The organism is Streptomyces hygroscopicus subsp. hygroscopicus (assembly GCF_030269125.1).
GTDB lineage: Bacteria > Actinomycetota > Actinomycetes > Streptomycetales > Streptomycetaceae > Streptomyces > Streptomyces hygroscopicus_C.
The window spans coordinates 167688-191403 of sequence record NZ_BSSM01000008.1 but is presented as its reverse complement, the minus strand read 5'-3'; the positions used below and the strand labels follow the sequence as shown (position 1 = coordinate 191403).

Genomic DNA, 23716 nt, shown 5'->3' with positions numbered 1-23716 from the left:
CCATGCGACACGGTTCCATTCCGGGCGTCCACGGGCGCGTCCGGCCCCTCACCCTGCTCGGCGACCCCGTACTGCGCGAACGGTGCGGGGACGTCACCGACTTCGGCCCCGGGCTGGCGGCGCTCGTGGAGGACCTGTTCGCCACGATGTACGCGGCCCGGGGGGTGGGCCTGGCCGCGAATCAGATCGGGGTGCCGCTGCGGGTGTTCGTGTACGACTGCCCGGACGACGACGACGTCCGGCATCTCGGTCATGTGGTGAACCCGCGGCTGGTGGAGACGGACGGCATCGTGCTGCGGGGCCCGGAGGGCTGCCTGTCCCTGCCGGGCCTGGAGGCGGGCACGGAGCGGTACGACCACGCGGTGGTCGAGGGGCGCACGGTCACCGGCGAGCCCGTCACCGTCCACGGCACGGGCTTCTTCGCCCGCTGTCTCCAGCACGAGTGCGACCACCTGGAGGGCCGGGTGTACGCGGACCGCGTGACGGGGTGGCGCGGACGCAGGCTGGAGCGGCGGATCGGGCGGGCCTCCTGGAACCGGTGACTCAGAACCCCGGGCCGCCCACCTTGTCCCCGGCGGCCGCGAGGCGGCCCCACAGCAGGTCGGCCAGGGAGCGCACCAGTTCGGCGCGGGAGCAGGGGCGTTCGCCGAGCCACCAGTCGCCGGCCGCGTGCATCATCCCGACGATCCCGTGCCCCCACACCCGGGCGAGCTGCTGGCTGCCGGGGCCGAGGTCCACCCGCTCCTCGATGACCTGGGCGAGGTCCTCGCCCATCCGCCGCAGCAGGGGGGCGCTGTGCTTGCCGACGTCGAACCCCTGGTCGGTCCCGGTGCTCTCGGCCGGGTGCATCAGGAACCGGTACACCTGCGGCCGTGCCTCGATGGCGGCGAGATAGGTGTCCAGCGTGGACTCCACCCGCTCGCGGCGGGCCGCCGGGGCGTCCAGCGCGGCCCGCAGGGAGGAGAGGAGGGCGTCGGTGTGCCGTTTGGCGAGCGCGGCGTAGAGTCCGCCCTTGTCGCCGAAGTGCCGGTAGAGGATCGGCTTGGTGATCCCCGCCTCGGCGGCGATCGCGTTCATCGACGCCTGCGGGCCGTCGCGGAGCACCACCCGGTCGGCGGCCTCCAGCAGCTCGCGCCGTCGGCGTTCGGCGGACCGCTGCTGATCGGTCCGCTGTGTGGTGTCCATGTGTGCTCTCCCACCCGTGCTGATTCGGTGACGCCTGCGCAAACTAACACTGGCCAGGCCCCTGACATCGAACGGGCTACCGAGGCGTGGTCGCCGGTTGACTTTTCCTACCCGTCGGTAACAGACTCCTGTTACCGCAAGTAACACATCGTACCGCCGCTGGAGGGGACATGGCCGAGTTCACCATGGAGCTGAACGACGAACAGAAGGAAGTCCGGGACTGGCTCCATGGCTTCGCCGCCGACGTGATCCGGCCCGCGGCCGCCGAGTGGGACGAGCGCGAGGAGACCCCCTGGCCGGTCATCCAGGAGGCCGCGAAGGTCGGAATCTACTCCCTGGACTTCTACGCGCAGCAGTACTTCGACCCCACCGGTCTCGGCATCCCCGTGGCCATGGAGGAGTTGTTCTGGGGCGACGCGGGCATCGCCCTGTCCATCGTGGGCACCGGCCTGGCCGCCGTGGGCGTCCTCGCCAACGGCACCGAGGAGCAGATCGGCACCTGGATCCCGCAGATGTACGGCGACGCCAACGACGTCAAGGTCGCCGCGTTCTGCTCCTCCGAGCCCGACGCCGGCTCCGACGTGGCCTCCATGCGCACCCGCGCGGTGTACGACGAGGCCAAGGACGAGTGGGTGATCAACGGCACGAAGACCTGGGCGACCAACGGCGGCATCGCCAACGTCCACGTCGTCGTCGCCAGCGTCGACGCGGAACTCGGCTCCAAGGGCCACGCCTCCTTCATCATCCCGCCGGGCACCGAGGGGCTCGCACAGGGGCAGAAGTTCAAGAAGCACGGCATCCGCGCCTCGCACACCGCCGAGGTCGTCCTCGACGACGTGCGCGTTCCCGGCTCCTGCCTGCTCGGCGGCAAGGAGAAGCTGGACGAGCGGCTGGCGCGGGCGCGCGAGAAGGCGAAGGCGTCCGGCGGGGAGCGGGTGAAGAACGCGGCGATGGCCACGTTCGAGGCCTCGCGGCCGGCGGTCGGGGCGATGGCCGTCGGCACCGCTCGGGCGGCCTACGAGGTCGCCCTCGACTACGCCAGGACGCGGGAGCAGTTCGGGCGGCCCATCATCGACAACCAGGGCGTCGCCTTCCAGCTCGCGGACATGCGGACGCAGATCGACGCGGCGCGGCTGCTGGTGTGGCGGGCGTCGTGGATGGCGATCAACGGGAAGCCGTTCACCGCGGCCGAGGGCTCGATGTCGAAGCTGTTCGCCAGCGAGACCGCGAAGAAGGTCAGCGCGCAGGCGATCCAGATCCTGGGCGGGAACGGGTACACCCGGGAGTACCCGGTGGAGCGGATGCACCGGGATGCCGCGATCTACACCATTTTCGAGGGGACGAGCGAGATCCAGCGGCTCGTCATCGCACGGACGTTGTCGGGGATGCCGATCCGGTAGCGCGTCGGGGAACCGCGCGGTGCCGGCGACCGGTCGATCGCGGCTTGCCGCGTGGTTCCCCGCGCCCTCCCGGGACGGCGCGGTCACCGGTGTCGCAGAGGGGTGAGCTGCTCGATGTCGTACTTGAGCCGCAGCGCCTCTATCGCTTCCTGGTCGGGTGGGCCGCCGTCGCGGAGGATCTCGAGGAGTTCCTCGAAGTAGCGTTCGTGGTCCGGGGGCGGGCTCGCCTGGAAGAACATCTTGGCGGGCGCGTCCGTGGGATTCGCGAACGCGTGGGGGCAGCCGGGGGGTACGACGATGACGGTGCCCGGGGTCGCCCGGACCACCCGGTTGCCCGAACTCGACTCCCACCTCTTCCAGTTGTCGGGGGTGCGGATGCGGGGCTCGAAGGCGAGCACGTCCAGCTCGCCCTCCAGGACGTAGAACAGCTCCTCGCTGCGGGTGTGCACATGGGCACCGACGTCGAAGCCCGGCGGGACTTCCACCTCGAAGGTGGAGGCCATCCGCGAGTGCATGCCGGTGACCTTGAACGTGACCCGCTGGGCGGGCGTCTCCACCACCCGGCCCTGGCCCGGCGGTACGAGCAGCCCGTCGACCGACGCGGACGTCAGCCCTTCGATGGTCGTCATCGCCGGCTCACCACATCACGGGCAGGGCCGCGGGACCGCGGATCAGCGCGCCCTTCCTGAAGGGCACCTCCTCGGGCGGCACCGCCAGCTTCAGGCCCGGGATCCGGTCCAGCAGCGCGTCGACCAGCAGCTCCGACTCCAGCCGGGCGAGCTGACCACCCGGGCAGTAGTGCGGCCCGAAGCCGAACGACACGTGCGGGTTGGGACTGCGGGAGAAGTCGATCTCCTCCGGGTCCGGGAAGACCTCCGGGTCGCGGTTCGCGGCCAGGTACGACACGTAGACCGCGTCGCCCGCGCGGATGCGCACACCCCGGATCTCGACGTCCTCCAGGGCGATCCGCGAGAGGCCGACCGCGTTGCGGTGCGGGATGTACCGCAGGAGTTCGTCGATGGCCCGCGGGCGGATCTCCGGTGCGGAGCGCAGCCGTTCGGCCAGGTCGGGGCGGGTCAGCAGCAGATAGAACATCTGCCCGCTGTTGTTGGTGACCGCCTCGCCGCCGATCTGCAGGAGGACGGCGAGGCCGACGGCCTCCTCCAGGGTGACCTCGCCCCGGCCCACGGCGGCGCCCAGCAGCGAGGTGACGTCCTCGGCCGTGCTGCGCCCGCGCGCCCCGACGAGGTCGGAGAAGTACGCGCTCATCTCGCGCTTGGCCCGCTCGCTGACCTCCCTGCCGTGCGCGGAGGACAGGATCAGCTGGGTCCACTCGTGCATGTCGTGCCGGTCGGCGGCCGGGACGCCCATCAGCTCGCAGATCACCGCGATGGGGAACGGGCTGAGGACCGTCGCCGTCAGGTCGGCCGGCGGGCCGTCGTCCAGGAGCCGGTCGATCAGCTCGTCCAGCATCCCGCGCGCCTTCTTCCGCACCCGTTCCACGCCCTTGGCGGTGAAGGCCGCGGTGACCGAGCGGCGCAGCCGGGTGTGGTCGGGCGGATCCAGGAAGCCGACCGCGCCGCGGTCCGGTATGAAGTGCGGGGCGAGCCGGGTGACCGGCTTGTCCATGACCGCCTCGCGGCCGAAGCGGGGGTCGTTGGTCACCATGCGCACGTCGTCGTACCGGGTGACCAGCCACGCCCAGCCCTCGCCGTTGGGCAGCTGGATGCGGGTGACCGGGCCCTCGCGCATCAGCTCGGTGAGCACCGGGTCGAAGTCCGTCCCGGTGAGGTCGAGCGCCGGCCAGTGGCGGACCGGCGGCACGGTCTCGACGAGGGTCGCCTCCTCGGTCTCCGTCATCGCCCGCCCCCGTTCCCGTCGACCCAGCGGCCGACCGTCATCTCCGCGGTGATGCCGGGTCCGAAGCCGGCGAGCAGTCCGCGCGCCCGCTCCGCTGCGCCGCCCTCGTCGAACAGCCGGCGCAGCGCGTCCAGGACGACGGCGCTCGCGATGTTGCCGTACTCGGTGAGCGTGGACCGGCTGAACCGGAACGCGTTCGGCTCGACCTCCAGGAACTTGCTGAGGTCGTCGAGGATGCGGGGGCCGCCGGCGTGGATGATGTAGAAGTCCAGGTCGGAGGCGTCCCAGCCGTGGTTGCCCGCCAGGTCCTTGAGCGCCGGGGCGAGCGGCTCCATGGTGGTGGGCACCCGCTTGTCCAGCAGGAAGTGGAAGCCGGTGGCCCGGACGTCGTAGGCGATCCAGTCCTCGGTCTTCGGGATCAGGTAGGAGCCGTTGCGCTCCAGCTGGACGCCCCTGCCGCCGCGTCCGCGCACCACGGCGGCGGCGATGCCGTCACCGAACAGGCCGTTGGACAGCAGCGAGCCGACGCCGAGGTCGGTGGGCTGGTAGCACAGCGAGCAGAACTCGCAGGCCACGATCAGCGCGTTGGCGTTCGGGTACGCCGTGCAGAAGTCGTGGGCGCGGTTGATCGCCGCGCCGCCGGCCGCGCAGCCGAGCTGGGCGATGGGGAGCTGACGGGTGGTGCTGTCGAAGTCCATCTCGTTGATCAGCCACGCCGTGAGCGAGGGCATCATGAAGCCCGTGCACGACACGTAGATGATCACGTCGATGTCCGTGGTCAGGAGTTCGGCGTCGTCCAGCGCCTGCTGGATCACCGCGGGGACCCGGGCCTTGGCCTCGGCCTCGTAGAGCTTGTTGCGGTCCTCGAAGCCGGGGTGCTTGAGGGTCTCCTCGATGGGCTGCACGATGTGCCGGGTCTTCACGCCGGTGTTCTCGATCAGCCTCAGTGCCAGCGCCAGTTGAGGGTGGTCCGCGTGGCGGGAGCGCGCCAGCTCCAGCGTCTCCTCCATCGTGATCACGTGCTCCGGGACCGACACCGAGGGTCTGCACAAAGTCGCCATGAACCGTCCCTGCTTTCCGCGTGTCCGGCGGGCCTTCACCCACCGGTCAGAAGGTGGTTCACCTCAGGAGGTGCTCCACCCACCGTCACCCGGGAGGACCACGATCTCGCGCTGGGTTACTCCGAATCGGGGATGCCGCGTCAGGCTCGAAGGGGGACTTGCGACGCCGGACGAGGGAAAAAACCGGGCCGGCCGTTAACGCGAAAGCCCTGCTGGGGACGGCCGTCGACAGGCTCGCCCGGCCCGGGAACGGTGAGGGGTGACCGCACGGCCCCGCAAGGGCGCAGGGCGGTCTCGCCGCGCGGCCCGGCCGCGCGGGCGCGGGACACCGCTTTGCACCCGCACCCGGAGAACGGCCGGAAAGCTACGGCGCCCCGCTGCTGTGCGCGATGCACGCCACGTCGATGCGGTCCGCCAGTTTCGCCAGCTCGATCGTCAGCGCGGCGACCGTGTCCTCGTCCAGCCGCTGGTCCCCGGTCTCGACCAACCGCAGCCAGCGTCCGCCCACGGTCCGCAGCAGCTTGCTCACATCGGCGGCAGCCACCTGCAAGGTCCCGCGGGCGTCGACGATCAGAGGCAGAGTCACTTCGCGGTTCACAAAAGAAGATGGTAGCCGCGCATACCTCACGCACTCTGCCAAACCGTGGTGATGTTGCAGAACTCCCGCATTCCGTGCCCGGACAGCTCACGCCCGTACCCCGAGCGCTTCACCCCGCCGAAGGGGAACGCCGGGTGGGACGCGGTCATCCCGTTGACGTACACCGCCCCGGCCTCCAGGTCCCGCGCGAACCGCTCGACTTCGCTCTCCTCCCGCGTCCAGACGTTCGAACTCAGCCCGAACGGCGTGTCGTTGGCGATGAGCAGGGCCTCGTCCAGATCCTCCGCCCGGTACAGCGTGGCGACCGGTCCGAACGCCTCCTCGCGGTGGATGCGCATCTCCCGGGTGATCCCGGCGAGCACGGTCGGCGGGTAGTACCAGCCGGGGCCGTCCGGGCGGGCTCCGCCGCACAGCACCTCGGCCCCGCTGCGCCGCGCGTCGTCGACCAGCTCCTCCAGGTCCTCGCGCCCCTGCTCGCTGGAGAGCGGCCCGACCTCGGTGTCCTCCTCCAGCGGGTCGCCGAGCCTGAGCGCCTTCATGCCGGCGACGAACCGCTCGGCGAAGGCGTCGTAGACGTCGCTGTGCACGATGAACCGCTTGGCGGCGATGCAGGACTGCCCGTTGTTCTGCACCCGCGCGGTCACCGCCACCTCGGCGGCACGGTCGACGTCGGCGGAGGGCATGACCACGAACGGGTCGCTGCCTCCCAGCTCCAGGACCGTCTTCTTGATCATCTCCCCGGCGGTGGACGCGACGGCCCGCCCGGCCGGTTCGCTGCCCGTCAGGGTGGCCGCCTTGACCCGCTCGTCGCGCAGGATGTCGTCCACCGCGGCGGAGCCGATCAGCAGCGTCTGGAAGCAGCCCTCCGGGAAGCCCGCCCGGTGGAACAGGTCCTCCAGGTACAAGGCGGTCTGCGGGACGTTCGAGGCGTGCTTGAGCAGCCCCACGTTGCCCGCCATCAGCGCGGGCGCGGCGAACCGCACCACCTGCCAGAGCGGGAAGTTCCACGGCATCACCGCGAGCACCGGGCCGAGCGGCCGGTAGCGCACCCGCACCCGCGTCGCCCCGGAGTCGCGGACGTCCGCCTCGGCGGGCTCCTCGTCGGCGAGCAGGGCCTCGGCGTGCTCGGCGTACCAGCGCATGGCCTTGGCGCACTTGGCGGCCTCCGCGCGGGACTGCTTGACCGGCTTGCCCATCTCGGTGGTCATGATCCTGCCGATCTCCTGCCGGTCCTCGTCCAGCAGATCGGCGGCCCTGTCCAGCAGCCGGGCGCGCTCGGCGAACGGGGTCGTCCGGTACGTGCGGAACGTGGCCTCGGCGAGCTGGAGCCGGCGTTCCAGCTCCTCCTCGCCCATGGGCTCGTACGTCTTGAGCGTCTCGCCGTTCGCCGGGTTCACCGTCGCGATGGGCATGGCCGACCTCCCCTGGAAGCGGGTTGTGATTCGACCTTCGCGCGCGGCCCGCCGGGACGCAACGCCAGGTCGCCTGTTCAGCCCGAGTGCTCCGTCAGCCGGTCGAGAAACGCGGCCTGCGCCGTGACGATCACCTCGCGGGCCCGGTCCAGGCCGAGCCAGGCCACCCGGTCCAGCTCGGGGAACTCCGCCCGCCGTCCCGAGCGCGGGGGCCACTCCATGCTGAAGGTGCCGGGACTGAAGGCGGTCAGGTCCGGGTCCCCGCGCAGCGCCCAGGCCGTGACGACCTTGCCGTTGCGCTGGACGACCTCGCCGAGCGGTACGGCCTCCCCGTCGGGCGGCGTGAGGCCCAGCTCCTCCTGGAACTCCCGCCGGGCCGCCTCCCACGCGGGTTCGTCGCCCTCGTACTCGCCCTTGGGGACCGTCCAGGCGCCGGCCTCCTTCCTCGCCCAGAGCGGGCCGCCCATATGGCCGAGCAGGACTTCCAGGCCCTCGCCGGTGTGCCGGTACACCAGCAGTCCCGCGCTGCGCTTCGTCGTACGCACCGTCACGGTGTGACCTCCGGGTGGGCGGCGAGCAGGGCCTCCACCGTATCGGCCTCCCCCGGGGCCTTGTCCTCGCGGTAGCGGACCACGCGGGCGAAGCGCAGGGTGACCCCGGCCGGGTAGCGGGAGGAGCGCTGGAGGCCGTCGTAGGCGATCTCCACGACGAGTTCGGGGCGCACCCGTACCACCCGGCCGTCGTCCTCGACCGCCAGCCGCCGGAGGCGCTCGGTCTGCCAGGCGAGCATCGCGTCCGTCATGCCCTTGAAGGTCTTGCCGAGCATCGCGAAGCCGCCGTCCGCCGTGCGGGCGCCGAGGTGGAGGTTGGACAGGCGGCCGGTGCGCCTGCCGTGGCCCCACTCGGCGGCCAGCACCACCAGGTCGAGGGTGTGCACCGGCTTGACCTTGAGCCAGGCGGCGCCACGCCGGCCCGCGCTGTAGGGGGCGGCCAGCGACTTCACCACCACGCCCTCGTGGCCGCGGGCCAGGGTGTCGGCGAGGAAGCGTTCCGCCGCCGGGATGTCCGCGGCGCCCTCGGCCAGCGTCCGCCGTACCCGCATCGGCTCGGGCACCAGCCGGGCCAGCTCCGCGTGCCGCTCGGCGAAGGGCAGGTCGAGCAGATCGCGGCCGTCGGCGGCGAGGACGTCGAAGAAGACGGGGGAGACCGGGACCTGTCCGGCCGCCCGCGCCACGTCCGTGCGGGAGCCGACCCGGCCCGCCGTCTCCTGGAAGGAGCGGGGCCGCCCGGCCGCGTCGAAGGAGATCACCTCGCCGTCCAGGATGAACCGTTCACCCCCCAACTCCAGCGCGGCGGCCGTCACCTCGGGCAGCCGGGCGGTGATGTCGTCCAGGGTGCGGGTGTGCACGCGGACCGTGTCGCCGTCCCGGTGCACCTGCACCCGGATGCCGTCCAGCTTCTCCTCCACCGCGCAGGCGCCCAGTTTCCCGACCGCCTCGGCGACGGAGGAGGCGCTGTGCGCCAGCATCGGCAGCACCGGGCGGCCGACCGTGAGCCGGAACCGGTCGAGCGCGGCGGGTCCCTCGCCCAGCAGGGCCCGCGCGACCGTCTGGAGCGAGCCCGACAGCATCACCGCCCGCCGTACGTCCTCCGCCGGCGCGCCGGTCGCCCGCGCGAGGCCCTCCACCGCGACCGCGTCCAGGGCGCCCTGGCGGACCTCGCCGGTCAGCAGGCCGAGCAGGAAGCGCTGCTCGTCCTCGGTGGCCGCGCCCATCAGCGCGCCCACGAGCCGGGCGCGCTCGCCCTGGGAGCCGGCCCCGGAGACCTCGCCCAGGCCGGTGAGGGCCGCGTCGACCGCCCGGACGGTGAGGGTGGGCTCGGCGGCGGGCGGGACCCGGCGGCCCAGCACCTTCCAGCCGACGCCCAGCCGGCCCTGCGGCAGCCGTCCGGCGAGGTACGGGATGACGATCGGCACGTCGTCCGCGTCCGCCTCCCGGAACAGCTCCGCGAGCAGCGCGATCTTGCGGGACCGAGCCGCCGTCGCGGCCACCTCCCGGGACACCTGGGCGAGCCGGGACAGCAGCATGCCCTCAGAGTGCACCGGAGGCGGGGGGTCCACACCCGGACGTGCCGTGCCGAGGGGTGCGCGCACGGAGGCCCCGGCGTCGTGGGATTGACAAACACCGTTGCCGAAACTGCAATGCGCGCATGAGTACCGAAGACGTCCTGGCGGAGGTGGGTCCCCGGCTGCGGCGGATCCGCAGGGAACGGCAGGTGACCCTGGCGGCGCTGTCCCAGGCCACCGGCATCTCCGTGAGCACCCTGTCGCGGCTGGAGTCCGGGCTGCGCAGGCCCAGCCTGGAGCTGCTGCTGCCGATCGCCCAGGCCCACCAGGTCCCGCTGGACGAACTGGTCGGCGCGCCGCCGGTCGGCGACCCCCGGGTGCGGGCGGAGCCCCTGCGGCGGCACGGCCGCACCTTCTGGCCGCTGACCCGCCAGCCCGGCGGCCTCCAGGCCTTCAAGGTGCTCGAACCGAGGCGCACGGAGGAGCCGGAGCCGCGCAGCCACGAGGGGTACGAGTGGCTGTACGTGCTGTCCGGGCGGCTGCGGCTGGTGCTCGGCGAGCACGACGTGGTGCTGGCGGCCGGGGAGGCGGCCGAGTTCGACACCCGGGTGCCGCACTGGTTCGGGTCGGCGGGCGAGGGGCCGGTGGAGTTCCTGAGCCTGTTCGGGCCGCAGGGGGAGCGGATGCATGTGCGGGCGCGCCCGGCGGCGCGCAAGTGAGCCGCCCGTGAGGTGTTCCCTCCCGGGCAAGCGACCGCTTAGTATGCGAACGATCCGGTCGGACGATGCGGTCGCGTGGAGGCCCCGTATGCAGGCATGGCAGGTGCACGAGAACGGTGAGCCGAGCGAGGTGATGCGGCTCGCGGAGACGGAGCGGCCCGTCCCGGGCGACGGCCAGGTGCTGCTGCGGGTGCGGGCGGCCAACGTCAACTTCCCGGACGCGCTGCTGTGCCGGGGCCAGTACCAGGTGCGCCCGCCGCTGCCGTTCACGCCGGGCGTGGAGATCTGCGGCGAGACCGAGGACGGCCGCCGGGTGATCGCCACCCCCGCGCTCCCGTACGGCGGTTTCGCCGAGTACGCCGTCGCCGACGCGGCGGCCCTGCTGCCCGCGCCCGGGGCGCTGGACGACGCCGAGGCCGCCGCGCTGCACATCGGCTACCAGACCGGCTGGTTCGGGCTGCACCGCCGGGCCCGCATCGAAGCGGGGGAGACCCTGCTGGTGCATGCCGCGGCCGGGGGCGTGGGCAGCGCGGCCGTGCAGCTCGGCAAGGCGGCCGGCGCCACCGTGATCGGTGTGGTCGGCGGGGCCGAGAAGGCCGCCGTCGCCCGGGAGCTGGGCTGCGACGTGGTCGTGGACCGGCGCGCCGAGGACGTCGTCGCCACCGTGAAGGAGGCCACCGGCGGGCGCGGCGCCGATGTGATCTACGACCCCGTCGGCGGCGAGTCCTACGCCCAGTCCGCCAAGCTGGCCGCCTTCGAGGGCCGGATCGTGGTCGTCGGCTTCGCGAGCGGCACCATCCCCACCCCGGCGCTCAACCACGCCCTGGTGAAGAACTACTCGATCCTGGGCCTCCACTGGGGCCTGTACAACACCAAGGACCCCGAGCTGGTCCGGCAGTGCCACGAGCAGCTGACCGAGCTGGCCGCGCGCGGTGCGATCAAACCGCTGGTGAGCGAGCGGGTACCGCTCGGCGGCGCCGCGGGCGCCGTGCAGAAGGTGGCGGACGGCCGCAGCACCGGCCGGATCGCCGTGGTGACGGAGGGGGCAGCGTGAGCGACGCCGACGAACTGCGCGACCGTACCAGGGAGTTCCTGGCGGCCAACCCACCCGGACGGACCGAGCGGCTCGACTTCCTGCGCGCCCGCTTCGACGCGGGCCTCGCCTGGGTGCACTACCCGCAGGGACTGGGCGGACTCGGCGCGCCGCGTTCCCTCCAAGTCGTCGTCGACGCCGAGTTGGAGGCGGCGGGAGCCCCCGACAACGACCCCCGGCGGATCGGCATCGGCCTCGGCATGGCCGCGCCGACGATCCTCAAGTACGGCACCGAGGAGCAGAAGCGCCGCTATCTGCGCCCCCTCTGGACGGGCGAGGAGGTCTGGTGCCAGCTGTTCAGCGAGCCCGGCGCCGGGTCCGACCTGGCCGCGCTCGGCACCCGGGCCGTCCGCGAGGGCGACGCCTGGGTGGTCAACGGGCAGAAGGTGTGGACCTCCAGCGCCCATCTCGCCCGCTGGGCCATCCTGATCGCCCGCACCGACCCGGACGTGCCCAAGCACCAGGGCATCACCTACTTCGTCTGCGACATGACCGACCCCGGCGTCGAGGTCCGGCCGCTGCGGCAGATCACCGGCGAGGCCGAGTTCAACGAGGTCTTCCTCACCGACGTGCGCATCCCCGACTCCCGTCGGCTCGGCGACGTCGGCGACGGCTGGCGGGTCGCGCAGACCACGCTGAACAACGAACGCGTCGCCATCGGCGGCATGCGGCTGCCCCGCGAGGGCGGCATGATCGGCCCGGTGTCGAAGACCTGGCGGGAACGCCCGGACCTGCGCACCCACGACCTGCACCAGCGCCTGCTGAAGCTCTGGGTGGAGGCCGAGGTCGCCCGCCTCACCGGCGAACGCCTGCGCCAGCAGCTCGTCGTCGGCCAGCCCGGCCCCGAAGGCGCCGGCATGAAACTCGCGTTCGCCCGCCTCAACCAGGAGATCAGCGGCCTGGAGGTCGAACTCCTCGGCGAGGAGGGACTGTTGTACGACGACTGGACCATGCGCCGACCGGAGCTGGTCGACTTCACCGGCCGCGACGCCGGTTACCGCTACCTGCGGTCCAAGGGCAACAGCATCGAGGGCGGGACCAGCGAGGTCCTGCTGAACATCGTCGCCGAGCGCGTACTCGGGCTGCCCGCCGAGCCGCGCACCGACAAGGACGTCGCCTGGAAGGACCTGGCCCGATGACCGACCTGCTGTACTCGGAGGAGGAAGAGGCGCTGCGGGCGGCCGTACGGGACCTGCTCACCGACCACTGCGCCGCGGCCGAGGTCATCGCGCGCGCCGAGTCGGCGGCCCCGCACGACCTCGACCTGTGGAAGTCCCTCGCCGTGAGCATGGGCCTCGCCGGGCTCCTGATCCCCGAGGCGTTGGGCGGCCAGGGTGCCTCGCACCGCGAAGCCGCCGTCGTGCTGGAGGAGTTGGGCCGGGCGGTCGCGCCGGTGCCCTATCTCACCAGCGCGGTCGTGGCCACCGAGGCGCTGCTCGCCTGCGGCGACGAGGAACTGCTCGGCGAACTCGCGACCGGGCGCACCATCGGCGTGCTCGCCGTCGGTCTGCACCTGGGTCCCGGCGCCGCCGCGCGGGCCGTACGACTCAGGGACGGCACCCTGCACGGCGAGTTGACCGGCATCGCGGACGCGGCCGCCGCGGACGTGCTGCTCGTCCCGGCCGACGACGGCGGCCTGTACGCCGTGGCCGCCGACGCCGTCACCCGCACCCCGCAGACCTCGCTGGACCTCACCCGGCCGCTCGCCACCGTCACCCTCGACGGCGCCACCGGCCGGCGCCTCGGCGACGCCGAGCCCGCCGTGCGACGGGCCCTGCGCGCCGCCGCCGGACTGCTCGCCTCCGAGCAACTGGGTCTCGCCGACTGGGCCTTGACCGAGACGGTGCGCTATCTCAAGGAGCGCAAGCAGTTCAACCGGCCGGTCGGCGGTTTCCAGGCGCTCAAGCACCGGCTCGCCCAGCTGTGGCTGGAGGTGGTCAGCCTGCGGGCCGCCGCACGCGCCGCCGCCGACGCACTGGCCACGGGCGAGGACGCCGACATCACGGTGGCCGTCGCCCAGGCATACGCCGCGCCCGTCGCCGTCCGCGCCGCCGAGGAGGCGCTCCAGCTGCACGGCGGGATCGGTATGACCTGGGAGCACCCCGTGCACCTGTGCCTGAAGCGGGCCAAGGCCGGCTCCCTCGCCTTCGGCAGCGCGGGCGCCCATCGCCAGGCCCTGGCCGAACTCGTCGATCTGCGGGCCCCGTAGGCCCCGTACCGCCCGAGACACCACACGATCGGAGGACACGTCAGCCGCCCGGCGGAACCCTCCGCTACGCCACACTTGCGGCCGAACGCCGCTTCTGGGCGTGGCGGAGGAGGTTCCCGATGGCGATTTCCATCTCTGTGGTGCTGCTGCTCCTGATCCTGGCCGTGATCTTCATGCGCAATGGTTCGCTGAAGGTCTCCCACGGTCTGGTCTGCATGCTGCTCGGCTTCTACCTGGCGTGTACGAGCATGGCGCCCACCATCCACAACGGGCTCGACGCGACGGCCGCCCTGGTGAGCAGCCTGCGGCCGTGAGCCGAGCGGGTCAGCCCGTGGCGAAGACACCGACCCCGTTCGCCACGGGCCGCTCGGCGCCGCCGCTCGGATGGTTGCGGACCGTCACCGCGGCCCCGCCCGCGTCCCGGGTGACCATCTCGCTGGAGCCTCCGCCGTCCAGGTTGAACGCGTCGGACGCGCCCAACGACCGCATGGTGGTGGCCTCTTCGGCGACCGTCAGGCCGGACCGGTAGGCCGCGGCGCCGTCGAGGGCCAGGAGCAGCAGTCGCCGTCCGCCGTCGTCGAAGCCCACGATCGTGCGCACCGCGGAGGCGGTGTCGTCCAGTCCGGACAGCGGCTTGCCGTCGCGCAGCACCGGGAAGCCGCCGAGCGCGAAGGCGTAGGCGACCCTGGAGGCCGCCGCGACCAGCGCGTGGGTGACCGACACCGCGTCCCCGACCGCCAGTCTCCGCAGTTCCCGGGCGCCCTTCTCACGGCCCACGAGGACCGTGGTGTCCGCCGGGATGGCGCCGCTGCCCGGCGTGTTCGCGACGGAGACCACCCGGCCGCCGCGCACCCTCACCTCGTACGTGTCGGAGCCGCAGCCCGCCCCCCGGTCCGTGTCGGTGCCGCAGACGGCCCGCTCGCGCGAGGCGCTGCCCCAGCGGGAGGTGTACGCGCCGACCGAGTTCTCCGCCAGGGCGTACTGGTTGAGGCCCTTCAGCGGCAGCTCGCCCTCCGGAGTGCGCACCGAGCCGGTCAGGGACAGGCGGTCCATGCGGGCGCGGCGGTCGGTGCCGACACCGAGGACGTCCTCGGTGGTCGCGCCCGGCGGCAGCGCGGGACCGAACCGCTGCCCTTTCGGCACCGCCGACTTGAGCACCTGCCCGTTCGCGACGGCCGGGCCCACGCTCGCGCCGGTGGGGTCCACCCCCGGGTGCTGGGTCTCGGTGATGTCGAAGAAGTCCCCGTTGACGCCCGCGACCGCCTTCGCCGAGTTCGCCATCGCGGAGACCGTGGCACGGGACGCGACCGCGCCCGGGTGCAGCAGGTCGACGCGCACGTGCGGATTGCCGAGGTCGACCGTGAGCAGGTGGGCGTGTGTGGTGCCCGCGGCCGCGTGGACGTCGAACTGCCGGTAGGTGACGCCCGGCACGATGGTCCTGCCCGCCGGCACGGCACCGGCCGGCGCCGCCCCCGCGAGGGCCGCGCCGGCCAGTACGCCGAGCGCCGTGACAACCGTGAGAACCGCTCTGCCCGCTGCCGAACGCCCGCGACGTCTGGTCACCGTGCCCCCTGATGCCTCGTCAACCGTCCCTGTCTCAGGGGGCAGTGCACCAGACGGCGGCGGACGGCGGGCGGACTAGGCGTCGACTACGCGAGAACGGGTGAGAAAACGCACCCCCTCGGGTGCCTCCAGGGAGAAACCGCTGCCGCGTCCCGGGACGACGTCCACGACGAGCCGGGTGTGACTCCATGCCTCGAACTGGGCGCGCGACATCCAGAAGGTGACCGGCTCCGCCACCCCCGAGACGTCCAGCTCCGCCAGCAGCACGTCCGAGCCGCCGGTGCGGAACTCGCCGTCCGGGTAGCACATCGGCGCGCTGCCGTCGCAGCAGCCGCCCGACTGGTGGAACATCAGCGGCCCGTGCAGGGCGCGCAGCCGACGTACCAGTTCTTCGGCGCGCGGGGTGAGTTGCACGCGCGGGACTTCCTCTTCCATGGCACCGTCCTGGGAACCGGGGCGTCCGTCCCGGCCAGTCTCACGGATGCTCAGGAGGCCGTCCAGAGCGCGGTACCACTCCGACGGGGCGCATCGAGCAGCGCGGCCTCGACCGGCTCGGGCGTGGGGGCCTCGACCGGCTCGCGGGCGGCATCCTCCAGCAGCCGTCCGGTGGGCCGTAGGGGGCGGGGCGAGGGGCGGGCGGCCCCGGGCCGGCACGGTGAGTCGGCCCGCGCCTTCCGGCCGACCGGCAGCGCTCCCCGAGGTGATCGCCGCCTCGCGCCGCGCCGGTGTGCCGACGGCCACCCGCGCCATCGGCGACGCGGCGTACGGCAGGACCTCGACTCCGTGGGGGAAGGCCCAGGCCGCTCCGAGCGGACTCCGGCCGGCCTGTCGCGCCGCATCCCCGCTTCGGGGCATGGCGGGCGCCCGGCACCGCCGCCGCACGGCCCCGAGGCGGGCCTCACGGGGAGGAGTACACCGGGCGGCTCGCCGTCGGGCAGCGCGCCGATCTCACGCTGCTCGCCGAGCCCCCTCTGGCGGCGGAACCGCGGCCCGCGCGGTCCGGGACGGCGGGGCGGGCGCTCCCAGGCGGCCGGGGCGGGGGCCGCCCCCTCAGGAGTCCCGCCGGTCGCGGCGCGTCCTGTACGCCTCCACCAGCAGCGGCAGCATGGACAGGACGACGACCACCGCGACCAGCAGCAGCAGATAGTCGTCGATCCGCGGGACCGACGCGCCGAGGGTGAAGCCCGCCAGGACCAGGGCCTGCGACCAGAGCACCCCGCCCACCGTCTGCCACACGGTGAACGGCCGGGCGGGCACCCCGAGCGCCCCCGCCACCGGATGCAGCACCGTGCGCAGCAGCGGCACGAACCGGCCGATCACCAGCGCCTTGCCGTAGCCGTACCGGGCCAGCAGCTCCTCGGCGCGGGTGGCCGCGCCCTTCACCCGCCGGCTGGAGGCGCGGGCGAGCAGCGCCCGGCCGCCGTGCCGCCCGATCAGATAGCCGACCTGGCCCCCGGCCACCGCGCCGACCGCCGCGCACAGCAGCACCTGCCACAGCGCGAGCCGCGGCGGCTGCTCGGCGCTGCCCGCGCACAGGACACCGGCCGGGAACAGCAGCGTGTCTCCCGGCAGGAAGAAGCCGAAGACCAGCAGACCCGACTCCGCGAAGATCACCGCCAGGACCCCGAGCGCGCCGAAGGCGGCCAGCACCGAGGCGCTGTCCAACGGGTTGACGGCGATCACCGGCCGCGCCTCCTGGCCTTCTCGCAGGGCTCCACGCTCACCAGCATCGCGTTCCCGCCGAGGCGCCGCCCGCCTCGCTGGACGGGAGATATCGTATGAAAAGACAATTCGCGCCCTCGTGGGGCGAGACCCGTGGTGAAGCTGGCGTGCGAAACCACAGGCCGCCGCGGACCGACATCCCCCGGCCATCCGTCGTACACCCCGCCGAGGCAGCGTGACCCCATGACGCACCACCCGATCTCCTCCGTCGACGCGCTCATGGGCCTGCTCGCCCGCTGCGCCGGCGTCCGGGACACCCCGGACCGCTCCGGCGACCCGGTGGACATCCTCGACCACGGTCTCCAGGTCGCCGCCCTGCTCGCCGTGAGCCACCCCGACGACGAGGAGCTGCAGGCGGCGGGACTCGTCCACGACATCGGCCACCACCTCGTGCCCGGCGACGAGGCCGGCCACGGCACCCACGCGGCGACCGCGGTCGAGGGTCTGCTCGGGCCCCGGGTCGCCCGGCTGGTCGCCCTGCACGTTCCGGCCAAGCGCTACCTCGCCGCCACCGACCCGGACCTCGCGCTGTCCCCGGAGAGCGCCCGCACCCTCGGCCGTCAGGGCGGCCCCATGACCCCCGCCGAGGCCGCCGCCTTCGAAGCCGGTCCCGATCTCGCGGCGGCGGTGGCGCTGCGCCGCGCCGACGACGCCGGAAAGACCGTCGGCCTGCGCGGTCCCGCCCTGGAGACCCTGGAGACCTGGCGGTCGGTGCTGGAACGCGTCGCCGCGGGCCATGCGGGGGCAGGGTCCGGCGGGTGTTGATGTGCTCATGGCGGGACTGGGGCGGCGTCCCCCTCTAAGGTGAATGCTGTGGTGGACTGGTTTCAGCCGTTTCGCCCCTCGGCGGTCGATGCCGTCAAGCGCGGCCACGGCCATGGCCACGGCACACCTGCCCGGGAGGAGTCCCCCGTGCCCGTGGGTCCGGCCGAGTTGCGCGCGGTGGCGGCCGGGATCGGCACGACCCTCGACGAGCACACGACCTGCGCGGAGCTGACCCGTGCCGCCGCCGCCCAGGTCGGCGGCGCCGCGGCCGTGCTGCGCTGGGGCAGCGAGGCGGGCGTCGGCTACGAGGCCGTCGGCGGGGACCGGGCCCTGCTGCCCGATGTCCGGCGGGTCGCCGCGGCCGCCCGGGTCGCCGCCGACCCGGACGAGGACCTGACCGTCGGGGCGGAACCCGGCGACGAGCGGTCCGCGCTCTGCGTGCCGCTGGCCACCGGCGGCCGCCACTACGGCGTGCTGGTCTGCGCCAGGGAAAGCACGCCGTACACACCGCCGGAAGCGGAGTTCCTGCGGTTCCTCACCGAGCGCGCCGCCTCCCACATCCGGCAGGCCCGCGAACACGACGCCGTCGGCACCATCATCGGCAAGCTCCAGCGGGCCCTGCTGGCGGAACCGGGCCGCCCGCACCCGAACCTGGACGTCGCCATCCGCTATCTCCCGGTCGGGCACAGCGCGTTGGTCGGCGGCGACTGGTGCGAGACCGTACGACTGCACTTCGGCCGCACCCTGCTGGTCGTCGGCGACGTCATGGGCCACGGCCTGGAGGCGGCCGTCGACATGACCGCCTACCGCTCCTCGCTGCGCTACATCGCCTCCGCCGACCTGCCCCCGCACCGGGTGCTGCGCCAGCTGGACGACATGGCCTCCGACGAGCCCGAACGCAGGCCCGCCACCTGTCTGCTCGCCCAGGTCGACCCGAACCGGGGCCTGGTGACACTGGCCAGCGCCGGGCATCTGCCGCCGTTCACGATCGACACGGACGGCCGGGCCGCCCCGCTGCCGGTGCCGGTCGGACCACCACTCGGCACCGGGCTCGGCGGCTATGAACCGGCCACCTTCCGCCTGGCGCCGGGCCGGACCCTGATCCTGTTCACCGACGGGCTGGTCGAGCGGCGCGGGGAGGACATCGACCGCTCGCTCGACCGGCTCGCCGCCCTCGACTTCGGGACCGCGCCGGCCCTGGAGGACATCCTCGACACGGTGGTCGCGCGCCTCGACGCCCGTCACGCCGAGGACGACGTCGCCGTCCTGGCGGCCCGCCTGCGGCCGCGCTCGGGACCGCAGCCGGGATGACCGCCGCGGTCCCGTCCGGAGACCGGACGGGACCGCGTGGAGGACATGGACCGCGGCGCCGGCGGCCGCAGTTCAGCTCCGCTGGTAGAACTCCACCTCCGCGAGCGCGACATGACGGCCGGCCCTCAGCCCCGTGACCGAGTGCAGCACCAGCCGCACGCGCACCACGTCGCTGATCCCCGTGGTCACCGTCTGCGGACCCGCCTTGTCGCTGAGGGAGACGGACTCGCGGTGCACCGTGCCGTCCGAGGACGTGACCTCCATGTCCATCCGGAGCGCGCGGGCCTCGGTCGCGTACTGCTCGGGCGAGTCCGACGCGCCGTTGGTGATGATGAGGTCCACCAACCGGAACGGCTTGCCGAAGGTGTACGTCACCGAGGCCCCCGGTCCCGGCGCGCCCCAGTAGCGGTTGCTCAGGCCGTCCTCGGTGTTCGACGCGGGATGCCCGGGGACCGCGGCACTCGCGGTCACCCGGGTCGCGGTGACGGCCTTGGTGCCGCCGAGCTTGTCCCGGGTGTCCTCGAACAGGGCGCGTCCGGCGGGCAGCAGCAGGAAGCCGCCCGCGCACAGCGCCAGCACCACGAGAAGGATCACCAGCAGCCGCACCCACCGACCGGAGCCCGCCCGCACCCGGCGCCGGAACGGCCACACCGTCCGCCACCACGGCAGCGGCGCGGGGGCCGCCTGCGGATTCAGCGGGGTGGCGCAGCGCCGGCAGAACTTGCGGCCGGGCGGGTTCGGCGTCCCGCACGCGGGGCACGGCGGGCCGACCACCTCCTCGCGCGCCGCCACCGGCCGCACGACGGGCCGCGGCGCGACCGGCTTCCCGGGCAGCACGGGGGCGGGCTGCCGGGCCTCCGGCTCGGCAGCCTCGGGCGCACGGGGCGCGCGAGGGGCCGGGGACGCCGGTCGCGCGGGGGAGACCGCAGACGGCGCGGACGGCGGGGACGTCGGTGATGGCGGAGGAACGGATGGCGTGGGAGACGGCGCGGGAGGCGTACGGGGTGCCGGAGGCGCCGCCGGTGCGCCGGGCGTACCGGACGTGCCGGACGACGCGCTGGGCGTACGGGGTGTGCCGGACGTGCGGGACGACGCGCCGGGTGTACGGGGTGTGCCGGACGCGGTGGGCGCCGTACGAGGGGCCGGCGGGGCCGGGACGTCCCCGGCGTCGTCGTCGGTGCCCCCGGTACGCGTCGTGCGGCCCTCCTCCGTGCGGCGGGCCGTACCCGGCTCCTCCGCACGGGGCCGGGCGTCGGCCGCCGCTCCCGGACTCCCCGCGCTCGCGGGCTCGTCCGCGGAGCCGGTGTCCGTGACCGCGGGACTCGACGCGGGGCTCGGACTCCCGTCCGCCGCGGGGCCGTCGTCCGTCGTCGGCGTCCGTGCGGCCCCTTCCGAGGACCACCCCAGGTACGCCCCGCAGTTGCCGCAGAAGTCGTCGTCGGGGCCGTTGGACGCCCCGCACGCGGGACATGCGCGCATGGCGTCACCTCCCTTCGTCGGCGGGCGGGCCGGAGAGGATCTCGACCCGGCAGGGGACATGGACGGGACAATGGGCGCGGACGATGTCGCGGACGCGGTCCGCGTCCACGACCGGCTCCCGGCCCGGCCACACCCGGACCAGCGCCTCGCCCGACGGCGCCGGCGGCAGCGGGGTGCCCGGGGTGCGGGACCACACCGCGCCGCCGTCGCCGGTGACATCGGCGTCCACCCCGAGCGTGAGCCGCAGCCGCTCCACCAGGCCGCGCCGGGTGCCGCGCCACCGGTGCAGCTCGACCGCCCGTACCACCGCCTCGCGGCGCAGCCCGGCCGGCCACTCGGGCTCGTCGGCGGCGCCCACCCACGACGCCAGCCAGGCCACGAAGTCCGCCGGGGCGACCCGGGGGTCGAGATAGGCGGCCAGATTGTCGAGGGTGGAGAACACGGGCGCGAGGACGGTGTCCAGGCCCGCGGTGAACCGCTGGGCGAAGTCGTCCTCCGCGTACAGCGCGGGCAGCATCCCCCCGATCGGATGCCGGCTCGGCAGACCGGGTACGGCGGCGCGGCTCATGGGCGGGCCTCCGGCTCGATGGGCTGGACGACGACCTGGTGCTGGTAGGAGAAGACCAGTGCGCCCGGACCGACGTCGATGCGGTCCACCGGCGCGCCGCGCCGCCCGGTGATCGGGTCGGCGGCGAACAGCCGGATCTCCTCCACCAGCGCGTTGCCGGTGGCCCGCTGGAGCACGCCGAACACCTCGCCGTACTGCACCGGACGCCCGAACGGCCACCCGGTGCCGTCCGGCCCGCCGCGCAGCGGGTTGAGGTACCGGAACAGGGCGGCGAGCGCCGCGTCCCGCACCCGGTCGGTGTCGGCGGGCGCGGTCGCGAGCCGGGCGACCACGGTGACGCCCTGGTAGACCGGCGGCTCCACCACCAACCGGGTACCGATCAGGCGCCGTTCGTCCAGACTGTCGGTGATCGCGGCCAGCACCTGGTCCGAGGGGATGAGCTGTTCGAAGCGGAGCCGGTCGCCGTCGTCGGCGACCGCGTCCGGCACCACCAGCACCCGGACCGCGCCCGCCCCGTCCCCGGCGGGCAGACAGCGCACCCGGCGCACCGAGGGCGCCGCCTGCCGCGCGATGATCTCGTGGTCCTCCGCGGTGACCGCCCGCTCCTGCATGCGCAGCGCGTCCGGGGCACGCAGCTTGGCGTTCGCGACGCTCTCGCCGTCCACACCCCCGCGCGCCGCCTCCCGGTTGACGACCCGCGCGATGTACGGGACCGAGCTGCGCAGCACCGAGATAGCGCCGCGGGCCACGTTGCCGGCCGGGCCGCCGCCGGTGCGGTAGCGGGCCACCCGGATGTGGGCGCCCTTCTCCGGCACCGCGCCGCACAGCCGCAGCGTGCCGTCCGGTTCGCGCAGCGCCGGCGGGAAGCTGAACTCGCCGGTGGTGGCGTCCACCCGGACGTGCCGGTCGCCGGGACCCGAGCGGCCGAAGTGCTCGACCACCTCCCAGCGCTGCCAGCCGTCGGCCGAGGAGACCTCCACCAGCGGCGGCCCACCGTCCAGCAGTACGGGCGGGCGGCCGAGCCGGAACGTCTGGCCCGCGACCCCCTCCGAGGTGCCGAGCGGCACATCGGTGACGGTCTCCGCGTGCTCGACCGGGGTGGTGCCGCCGACGGTGAACACCGTCGCCTCGCGCACCGTCGGTGACTCCGAGTAGAACGGCTGGCCCGGCTCCGCCTCGGTGACCCGGCAGCGCAGCCAGCCCGCCCGGGTGCCGCCGATCACCGACGCGGTGTGGCCGCCCGGCACGTACACGATCACCTCGCCGGGCCGGTTCAGGCCGCCCGTGCTGTCCGAGCCGGTCTCGCACGGCCGCCAACGGCCGCCGTCCCACGCCTCCCACACCAGCGGCGGCTGGCGCGGGTCCACGCCGACACCCTCGACCCGGCTGTCCAGGCGCACCGCCACGATGCACCGCGGCACCGCCGTGGGCAGCCCGAACAGCAGGGCGTCACCCGGCTGCGGGGCGGCCTGGAAGCACCGCACGTCGCGGCCCTCGGCGAGCTCCCGGGTCCGGTCGGTCTGCTCACCGGTGCGCGGCGCGGTCACCAACCGGGTCAACTCACTGGGCATGATGCGCAGTTCGTCCTTGGTGGCGAACACGACCGGCTCCTCGGCCTCGCCGTCCGCGGTGGTCACCTCGGTGCCCGCGGGCAGCGTCACCGCGTCCTGCTGCGGCGCCGACAGCCAGAAGTCGACCTCGGCCCCGGCCGCCGCCGGCGGGAAGAGCCGGATGCCCAACAGGTCCAGGAACGCCGTGTAGTTCTTGTCCGGCACCCGGTTCAGCCGGTACAGCAGCTGGTCCACGATGTAGGCGAACGTCTCGATCAGGGTGACACCCGGGTCGGAGACGTTGTGGTCGGTCCACTCCGGGGCGCGCTGCTGCACATAGCGCTTCGCCTCGTCGACGAGCTGCTGGAAGCGCCGGTCGTCCAGATTGGGGGAGGGCAGGGCCATCAGTCCGCGACCGCTTCCTCGGCCCCCTCCTCGGAGGGGATCGTGTAGAAGGGAAACACCAGGTTGCGCCGGTCGTTGGTGGAACGGATCGTGTAGCGCACATCGATGTAGAGGGTGCCCGCGTCGACCTCGTCGAAGGCGACGACCACCTCGTCCACGCCGATCCGCGGCTCCCAGCGCTCCAGCGCCTCGCGCACCTGCTGGGCGATCCGGCCCGCGGTGGCGCCGTCGCCCGGCGCGAAGACGTAGTCGTGGATGCCGCAGCCGAACTCGGGGCGCATCGGCCGCTCGCCGGGAGCGGTGCCGAGCACCAGCCGGATGGCCTCCTCGATCTCCCGCTCCCGCTCCACCAGCGCGATCCCGCCGGTCGGGCCGACCCGCAGCGGGAACGCCCAGCCCCGCCCGATGAACCGCTCGCTCATCACAGCCCCCCGATCTGCACGTTCAGGGCCCCGAGCACGACGTTCGCGCCGCACGCGGTCTTGTCGCCCGCCCGTGCCGCCGGCAGGCCGCCGATCAGCACCTGGCCTTTCAGCAGTGAGGCGGGGCCGGGCAGGATCACGTTGGCCGGGCCCAGGGCCGCGTGCGGGGGAATCGGGCAGGTGTGCAGGCTGCCCACGACGGCGGCGGGCCTGCCGCCGATCAACACCCGCGCCACCGTCGCGGCGGCGCCGGGCGGCGGGGTGGCGACCACCCCGCCGTGGCTGGTGGGGTCGCCGGAACGGGCTGCGCCGGGCATGTGGGGCTCCTC

25 protein-coding genes are annotated in these 23716 nt (G+C 73.8%); 9 read left to right on the top strand and 16 right to left on the bottom strand.

Annotated elements, in window-relative coordinates:
- Positions 1 to 2 precede the first annotated feature (2 nt).
- Positions 3 to 542: a peptide deformylase gene (def, locus tag QSK45_RS19525; RefSeq protein WP_285558576.1), complete on the top strand. Its 540-nt coding sequence runs from the start codon at positions 3 to 5 to the stop codon at positions 540 to 542.
- Position 543: 1 nt separating this feature from the next.
- On the opposite strand, the gene QSK45_RS19520 is transcribed toward def, so the two are convergent.
- A complete protein-coding gene (locus QSK45_RS19520) occupies positions 544 to 1185 on the bottom strand; it encodes a TetR/AcrR family transcriptional regulator (RefSeq protein WP_285558575.1) in 642 nt (213 codons plus the stop codon).
- Positions 1186 to 1355: 170 nt separating this feature from the next.
- Here QSK45_RS19520 and QSK45_RS19515 point away from each other — a divergent pair, with 170 nt between their 5' ends.
- Positions 1356 to 2585 (top strand): acyl-CoA dehydrogenase family protein, encoded by a 1230-nt coding sequence (locus QSK45_RS19515; protein ID WP_285558574.1) that lies wholly within the window; start codon positions 1356 to 1358, stop codon positions 2583 to 2585.
- Between the two features lie 83 nt (positions 2586 to 2668).
- On the opposite strand, the gene QSK45_RS19510 is transcribed toward QSK45_RS19515, so the two are convergent.
- The 7 genes from QSK45_RS19510 to QSK45_RS19480 form a co-directional block, all read right to left on the bottom strand.
- Positions 2669 to 3214 carry a cupin domain-containing protein gene (locus tag QSK45_RS19510; protein ID WP_285558573.1) on the bottom strand — a complete coding sequence of 182 codons (546 nt, stop codon included), beginning with the start codon at positions 3212 to 3214 and terminating at the stop codon, positions 2669 to 2671.
- 7 nt (positions 3215 to 3221) lie between these two features.
- On the bottom strand, positions 3222 to 4445 hold the full coding sequence (locus QSK45_RS19505; protein WP_285558571.1) for a cytochrome P450: 1224 nt from the start codon (positions 4443 to 4445) through the stop codon (positions 3222 to 3224).
- Positions 4442 to 5506 (bottom strand): type III polyketide synthase, encoded by a 1065-nt coding sequence (locus QSK45_RS19500; RefSeq protein WP_285558570.1) that lies wholly within the window; start codon positions 5504 to 5506, stop codon positions 4442 to 4444. Before QSK45_RS19500 ends, QSK45_RS19505 begins: the two co-directional genes overlap by 4 nt.
- Positions 5507 to 5870: 364 nt before the next feature.
- Positions 5871 to 6104, bottom strand: coding sequence for a DUF6213 family protein (locus QSK45_RS19495; protein ID WP_285558568.1), 234 nt, complete (start codon positions 6102 to 6104; stop codon positions 5871 to 5873).
- Between the two features lie 26 nt (positions 6105 to 6130).
- The gene (locus QSK45_RS19490; protein ID WP_285558565.1) at positions 6131 to 7516 is read right to left on the bottom strand and encodes an NADP-dependent succinic semialdehyde dehydrogenase; all 1386 of its coding nucleotides are present in this window, start codon (positions 7514 to 7516) and stop codon (positions 6131 to 6133) included.
- A gap of 77 nt (positions 7517 to 7593) precedes the next feature.
- Positions 7594 to 8067 carry an NUDIX hydrolase gene (locus QSK45_RS19485; protein WP_285558563.1) on the bottom strand — a complete coding sequence of 158 codons (474 nt, stop codon included), beginning with the start codon at positions 8065 to 8067 and terminating at the stop codon, positions 7594 to 7596.
- On the bottom strand, positions 8064 to 9602 hold the full coding sequence (locus tag QSK45_RS19480) for an ATP-dependent DNA ligase (protein ID WP_285558561.1): 1539 nt from the start codon (positions 9600 to 9602) through the stop codon (positions 8064 to 8066). Before QSK45_RS19480 ends, QSK45_RS19485 begins: the two co-directional genes overlap by 4 nt.
- A 122-nt stretch (positions 9603 to 9724) precedes the next feature.
- Between QSK45_RS19480 and QSK45_RS19475 the strand changes: the two genes are divergently transcribed.
- The 5 genes from QSK45_RS19475 to QSK45_RS19455 all read left to right on the top strand — a co-directional run bounded on the left by QSK45_RS19475 (position 9725) and on the right by QSK45_RS19455 (position 13916).
- On the top strand, positions 9725 to 10300 hold the full coding sequence (locus tag QSK45_RS19475) for a helix-turn-helix domain-containing protein (RefSeq protein ID WP_285558559.1): 576 nt from the start codon (positions 9725 to 9727) through the stop codon (positions 10298 to 10300).
- An 88-nt stretch (positions 10301 to 10388) separates the two neighbouring features.
- Positions 10389 to 11354 (top strand): NADPH:quinone oxidoreductase family protein, encoded by a 966-nt coding sequence (locus tag QSK45_RS19470; protein WP_285558556.1) that lies wholly within the window; start codon positions 10389 to 10391, stop codon positions 11352 to 11354.
- A complete protein-coding gene (locus QSK45_RS19465; RefSeq protein WP_285558554.1) occupies positions 11351 to 12532 on the top strand; it encodes an acyl-CoA dehydrogenase family protein in 1182 nt (393 codons plus the stop codon). The genes QSK45_RS19470 and QSK45_RS19465 overlap by 4 nt, the downstream gene beginning before the upstream one ends.
- On the top strand, positions 12529 to 13602 hold the full coding sequence (locus tag QSK45_RS19460; RefSeq protein ID WP_285558552.1) for an acyl-CoA dehydrogenase family protein: 1074 nt from the start codon (positions 12529 to 12531) through the stop codon (positions 13600 to 13602). Before QSK45_RS19465 ends, QSK45_RS19460 begins: the two co-directional genes overlap by 4 nt.
- Before the next feature lie 119 nt (positions 13603 to 13721).
- Positions 13722 to 13916 (top strand): hypothetical protein, encoded by a 195-nt coding sequence (locus QSK45_RS19455; RefSeq protein WP_285558550.1) that lies wholly within the window; start codon positions 13722 to 13724, stop codon positions 13914 to 13916.
- A gap of 10 nt (positions 13917 to 13926) precedes the next feature.
- On the opposite strand, the gene QSK45_RS19450 is transcribed toward QSK45_RS19455, so the two are convergent.
- The 3 genes from QSK45_RS19450 to QSK45_RS19440 form a co-directional block, all read right to left on the bottom strand.
- Positions 13927 to 15165: a phosphodiester glycosidase family protein gene (locus tag QSK45_RS19450; protein WP_285558547.1), complete on the bottom strand. Its 1239-nt coding sequence runs from the start codon at positions 15163 to 15165 to the stop codon at positions 13927 to 13929.
- Between the two features lie 75 nt (positions 15166 to 15240).
- Positions 15241 to 15600 carry a DUF779 domain-containing protein gene (locus tag QSK45_RS19445; RefSeq protein ID WP_285558545.1) on the bottom strand — a complete coding sequence of 120 codons (360 nt, stop codon included), beginning with the start codon at positions 15598 to 15600 and terminating at the stop codon, positions 15241 to 15243.
- Between the two features lie 615 nt (positions 15601 to 16215).
- The gene (locus tag QSK45_RS19440) at positions 16216 to 16848 is read right to left on the bottom strand and encodes a DedA family protein (RefSeq protein WP_285558543.1); all 633 of its coding nucleotides are present in this window, start codon (positions 16846 to 16848) and stop codon (positions 16216 to 16218) included.
- Between the two features lie 222 nt (positions 16849 to 17070).
- On the opposite strand from QSK45_RS19440, the gene QSK45_RS19435 reads away from it, so the two are divergent.
- Together QSK45_RS19435 and QSK45_RS19430 are read left to right on the top strand one after the other, a co-directional pair.
- Entirely contained in the window at positions 17071 to 17652 is a 582-nt protein-coding gene (locus QSK45_RS19435) for an HD domain-containing protein (RefSeq protein WP_285558542.1), read from the top strand.
- A gap of 147 nt (positions 17653 to 17799) precedes the next feature.
- Positions 17800 to 18963 (top strand): SpoIIE family protein phosphatase, encoded by a 1164-nt coding sequence (locus QSK45_RS19430; protein ID WP_285558540.1) that lies wholly within the window; start codon positions 17800 to 17802, stop codon positions 18961 to 18963.
- A gap of 72 nt (positions 18964 to 19035) precedes the next feature.
- On the opposite strand, the gene QSK45_RS19425 is transcribed toward QSK45_RS19430, so the two are convergent.
- The 5 genes from QSK45_RS19425 to QSK45_RS19405 all read right to left on the bottom strand — a co-directional run bounded on the left by QSK45_RS19425 (position 19036) and on the right by QSK45_RS19405 (position 23704).
- Entirely contained in the window at positions 19036 to 19800 is a 765-nt protein-coding gene (locus QSK45_RS19425) for a zinc ribbon domain-containing protein (RefSeq protein WP_285558538.1), read from the bottom strand.
- A gap of 646 nt (positions 19801 to 20446) precedes the next feature.
- The gene (locus QSK45_RS19420; RefSeq protein WP_285558536.1) at positions 20447 to 21010 is read right to left on the bottom strand and encodes a phage tail protein; all 564 of its coding nucleotides are present in this window, start codon (positions 21008 to 21010) and stop codon (positions 20447 to 20449) included.
- Positions 21007 to 22965, bottom strand: a complete 1959-nt coding sequence (locus tag QSK45_RS19415; protein ID WP_285558534.1) for a putative baseplate assembly protein — start codon at positions 22963 to 22965, stop codon at positions 21007 to 21009. The genes QSK45_RS19420 and QSK45_RS19415 overlap by 4 nt, the downstream gene beginning before the upstream one ends.
- Positions 22965 to 23387, bottom strand: coding sequence for a GPW/gp25 family protein (locus QSK45_RS19410; protein WP_285558531.1), 423 nt, complete (start codon positions 23385 to 23387; stop codon positions 22965 to 22967). Before QSK45_RS19410 ends, QSK45_RS19415 begins: the two co-directional genes overlap by 1 nt.
- Positions 23387 to 23704 (bottom strand): PAAR domain-containing protein, encoded by a 318-nt coding sequence (locus tag QSK45_RS19405; protein WP_285558529.1) that lies wholly within the window; start codon positions 23702 to 23704, stop codon positions 23387 to 23389. Before QSK45_RS19405 ends, QSK45_RS19410 begins: the two co-directional genes overlap by 1 nt.
- Between the last annotated feature and the right edge of the window lie 12 nt (positions 23705 to 23716).